The organism is Wolbachia endosymbiont of Nomada ferruginata (genome assembly GCF_001675785.1).
GTDB lineage: Bacteria > Pseudomonadota > Alphaproteobacteria > Rickettsiales > Anaplasmataceae > Wolbachia > Wolbachia pipientis.
The window spans coordinates 1-4,385 of record NZ_LYUY01000100.1; the positions used below are offsets into that span (position 1 = coordinate 1).

Here is a 4,385-nt window from a genome sequence, read left to right on the forward strand (position 1 = left end):
GAAAACCGATTTCGAAGGACCTTCCTTCATCTTCAATAAAGCTTCTCACAAACATTACTTTGTTTGTTACTGCAGCACACAGTCACTTTTGGGGTTAAGCCTCATGAATTCAATTCTGAATACGGCTATATAAATGCAGTATATGATCAGAAAGAAAAATGTCATATAGTGAAAGATTTTACAGAAAAGCCCGAGCGTAAGTTAAGTAACGATCATTATTGGAACTCTGGAATATTTGTGTTTAAAGCAAAACGCTACATAGATGAGATCAAAAAATCTGCCCTGAATCTTTACAATTTATGTTTTAAACATTTCACACCGCAAGAGAGATTTCTGTATTTAAAACAACGAGATTTTGCAGGAATTGAAGGCATATCCATTGATTACTTGGTGATGGAGAAAGCAAAAAACGTTGCAATGATAGAAGCTAATTTCGATTGGTTGGATGTTGGAACTTGGAATTCAGTTTTAGAATTGAGTGAGAAGTTTAGTAAAGAACCGGTGTCATTTCAGCATGTGATTAGAGAAAAAGAACCAGTTTCAACGACAGAAAGTAATAAAAATTTATTGGGTGGAGCTTGTAAGCAACCAAACAAAAGTCTAATTTCGTTTATTCATAAAGTTAAGAAAGTAAAGGCAATAAGGAAAGAAGTTAAACCATGGGGATTTTGTAGTATAATTTTAATGAGCGAAAATTTTCTTATAAAATATCTTTTTATAAATCCATTAAGCTGCACTTCTAAGCAATTCCATCACTATAGAGATGAATACCATATAGTGCTATCAGGAGTTGGGTATGTTAGTTTAGAAGACAAAGAAAATGCTATAGTAAATGAGTATATGATAGAAATCCCAAGGGAAGTTTCCCATAGGATTGAAAATAGAAGCACAAGCTTTCCACTTGAAATAGTTGAATTTCAGATAGGAGAGCATTTATCTGATAATGATATAGTGAGGTTGGATGATGTATATGGAAGATTTTGAAATTCTAATGTTAAAGATACTCTATAAGTCTGCTAAATTTAAGGAAGCAAAAATCTCTAGTTTTCAAATAAAGAAAAGTCTACAATTATACGAAGTTTCAAAAATATAATGTTTAACCTCAAAATATTTTGTAATGTCCATTGCCTTTGAAATTACTATGGCTGCTTGCTATTTGCGAGCGAAAAATGCCAGATTTTGCTCTATAATGACTTTGTTCTCTATTATCGGCATTGCCCTTGGAGTTGCAACACTAATAGTGGTGATGTCTGTGATGAACGGATTCAGAGCAAAGTTGCTTGACTCAATACTTGGCATTGATGGCCATATTAATGTTTATTTTGATAGGAACATAAATTCAGATTACTGCACAGTTTCGAAATCTATTGAGAAAATTCCTGGTATATTAAAAGCTACTCCTATGACCAATGATCAAGTTATTATTGTAGCAAATGGTAAAATTGCAGGTAGCGTAGTGCGAGGTATGTCAACTAAAGATTTGCTTGATAGTACTGCCGTTATAAATAATGTAATTATAGGTGATGTAAAAAAATTTGATGAAGGGATAATAATAGGAGCACGATTGGCAGAAGCTTTGAACGTTGACTATGGCGACGAAATTACGTTTATATCATCTGAAGAATTTGATGCATTACTTGGTGAAATGCCGCGAATGAAAAAATATAAAGTTATAGCAATATTTGATATGGGTATGTTTGAGTATGATAATACCTTGATATATATGCCTCTAAAATCAGCACAAGCCTTTTTTAATTATAAAAATAGCATAAAAAATATAGAAGTACTTGTAGACGACGTTACTAGAGCTGATAAGCTGGCAGATGCTATAGAAAAAGAAATAGGAATGGAAGCTGAAAGTTGGCAATCACAGCAAAGCCATTATTTTAGTGCTTTAAAAACTGAAAGAAATGTGATGTTTTTAATTCTCACTTTGATTATAGTTGTAGCAGCGTTTAATATTATCTCAAATTTAATGATGATAGTGCAAGAAAAGAAATCCGCGATTGCAATTATGCGTACATTTGGTGCAACAAGTGGAAGCATTATGCGTATATTTTGCGCTTGTGGTCTATTAATCGGTTTTACGGGAACTTGTCTTGGCTGTATTATAGGTGTCGTTTTTTCTCTCAATATCGAAAATATTAGAGTGTTTTTAGAAAACATTACTAACGTCAAGCTGTTTGATCCTATGATATACTTTTTTTCAAGTTTGCCAATGATATTAGTTCCTCAAGATGTAGTGAACATTTCTGCACTTGCATTATTCTTATCATTTTTAGCGACAATTGCTCCTGCATTGCAGGCAGCTGCACAAGATCCTGCGGAGGTACTACGTTATGAATGATACTCAGCAAAAGTACATAGGTTGGTTCTTAATTGTATTGTTATTTACCGGTTACATCACAATAAATAACATAATCTTTTTAAAAATAAATCAGCAAGAGAGTGAAAACAATGTGAAAGCTTTAACGGAAAACATGGATGAATTTAGAATGTTGCTTGAAGTTAATCAATCTAGAATAGAAAAAAAGATATTTGACCTCAAGAGAAGTCAGCATACTCAATGTGAGCAAGGTGATAATAACTCAAGATGTAAGAACCTTGCAAAATTGCTATTACTTGTGGTTAAAATGAAGGATTCGTTATTGCGAGAAGCTAAATTTGATAACCATATAAATTCAATAAAGCCTTTGATATCAGAGCTTGACGATCCAGAGATAGAAAATGCAGTAGATGAATTAGAAAATTTGAAAGAGATAAATACCTTACACGAATTGAAGTTATCTTTTGAAAAAACTATTGATACTATCGATTACAACAAAAGTACATTGTCTAAAAAAATCATTTCAAACTGGATAAAGGTAGACGACCGAAATGATCCATTAAGAGTAAAATTCGCAGAAATTGAGGAGTCAATAAATGATAATGATTGGCAAAATATAACTGTTACAGTAAGCAATTTAACGCATTCAGAATTCAAGCCATGGCTGAATAAATTGAATGGTTTTATTGTAGCTTCTAAGAATATTTCAACAATATATCATCACTTATTACAATATATCTCATGATTTATTTTATAATTTTCGCTTTTTCGTTTTTATTTGGTATATGGGTCAAGGTAAGTGGTGAAGTAATAAAATTGGAATTAGGCAATTACACTATAAGTATTGATCTATATTTCATTATTTTTACTTGTGTAGTTTTATTATTTTTATTAATTACACTTGTACGCTTTTTTTCCTCCATTTCATCAACATTTGCCAACATAAGAAATAGAAGAAGGGATAGGGAAGAATTGCTTCTCTTTGAAGCTTTCTTTAGCATAGACTTAGACAATATAGAGAATGCCCAAAAGCTAGTTAAAAGTCTGAGTGAGGAGAGCGATAGGTTGTTTTTAATAAAGCTCTTTAACTCAGGTAAGACGGGAAATTACAGCTTTTTCAGTAACGGTTTAACAAATATTGCAAATAAAAATCGTAACTTAGCTCTACTTCTAGCCAATAAGCTGATTGTCCACCTCAAACAAGAAAAAGTAGTCTTTCAAAAATTTATAGAATATTGCTCTAGTTCAATTAACGATAAAATGCTATCTATTCCCTTTCAAATAGAGCATTGCATATTGAAAGAAGATTGGATTAATGCAATTTTGAGGTTGAAGGAAGCAGTTAAGTCCAATATTTTTCTCCCCTTTGATCATAAAGAAATGTTTGCAGTGTTTTATTTCGCTTTAGCAAAGCAATATGAAAGTAAAGGAAATTTTAAGGAGGCTATAAAGTCTTTATTTAGAGCACAACGTTATAGTGCAATTTTTCAGCCCATCAATTATTTAAAGGCAGAATTATATATTAAACTTGGAAAAATCAGAAAAGCTTCTGCAGTGCTAGAGGCAGAGTATACAGTAAATCCTACTCCTCAGTCAGCTAAAATGTACATCAATTTAAATAGTAAAGGTGCTGAAAGACTATACAACTTACGCCCTGATTATTATTTTAGTTACTGTTTACTTGCTTTGTCCTCAATGAGTTCAGGTAAATATGATCTTGCAAGTCAATATTTAGACACTGCTATGAAAAAAGCTAATTACATGTCAATCTACTTTATTGTAATACAACTCAAGGTTACATTGCAAGAACACGACAAGGTAATTTATTGGCTAAACAAGATGGGCTCAGAAGCTTTGCCTGATCCAGGCTGGAAGTGTAAAAATTGTAACAGGGAACTAGAACAATGGGATCATAAGTGTTCAAGTTGTAATAGTTTTAATTGTGTTTATTATATATTATAAAATTCCACAAAGTGTAGAAATTACCATTAGAGGTTGTCCGGAAACAAGTAAATTCAAGCATATTCCCTCTTTAACATAACCCTACTCATAGCTAGGG

3 protein-coding genes and 1 pseudogene are annotated in these 4,385 nt (G+C 32.1%); all 4 read left to right on the forward strand.

Annotated features, from left to right (window positions below):
* Positions 1-81: 81 nt before the first annotated feature.
* Positions 82-984 (forward strand): annotated as a pseudogene (locus tag BA053_RS05335) (sugar phosphate nucleotidyltransferase); the annotation flags it as partial.
* Between the two features lie 133 nt (positions 985-1,117).
* On the forward strand, positions 1,118-2,347 hold the full coding sequence (locus BA053_RS05340; protein ID WP_065095109.1) for a lipoprotein-releasing ABC transporter permease subunit: 1,230 nt from the start codon (positions 1,118-1,120) through the stop codon (positions 2,345-2,347).
* Positions 2,340-3,071 (forward strand): hypothetical protein, encoded by a 732-nt coding sequence (locus BA053_RS05345; protein ID WP_065095110.1) that lies wholly within the window; start codon positions 2,340-2,342, stop codon positions 3,069-3,071. Before BA053_RS05340 ends, BA053_RS05345 begins: the two co-directional genes overlap by 8 nt.
* Positions 3,068-4,288 carry a heme biosynthesis protein HemY gene (locus tag BA053_RS05350; protein WP_065095435.1) on the forward strand — a complete coding sequence of 407 codons (1,221 nt, stop codon included), beginning with the start codon at positions 3,068-3,070 and terminating at the stop codon, positions 4,286-4,288. The genes BA053_RS05345 and BA053_RS05350 overlap by 4 nt, the downstream gene beginning before the upstream one ends.
* Positions 4,289-4,385 lie beyond the last annotated feature (97 nt).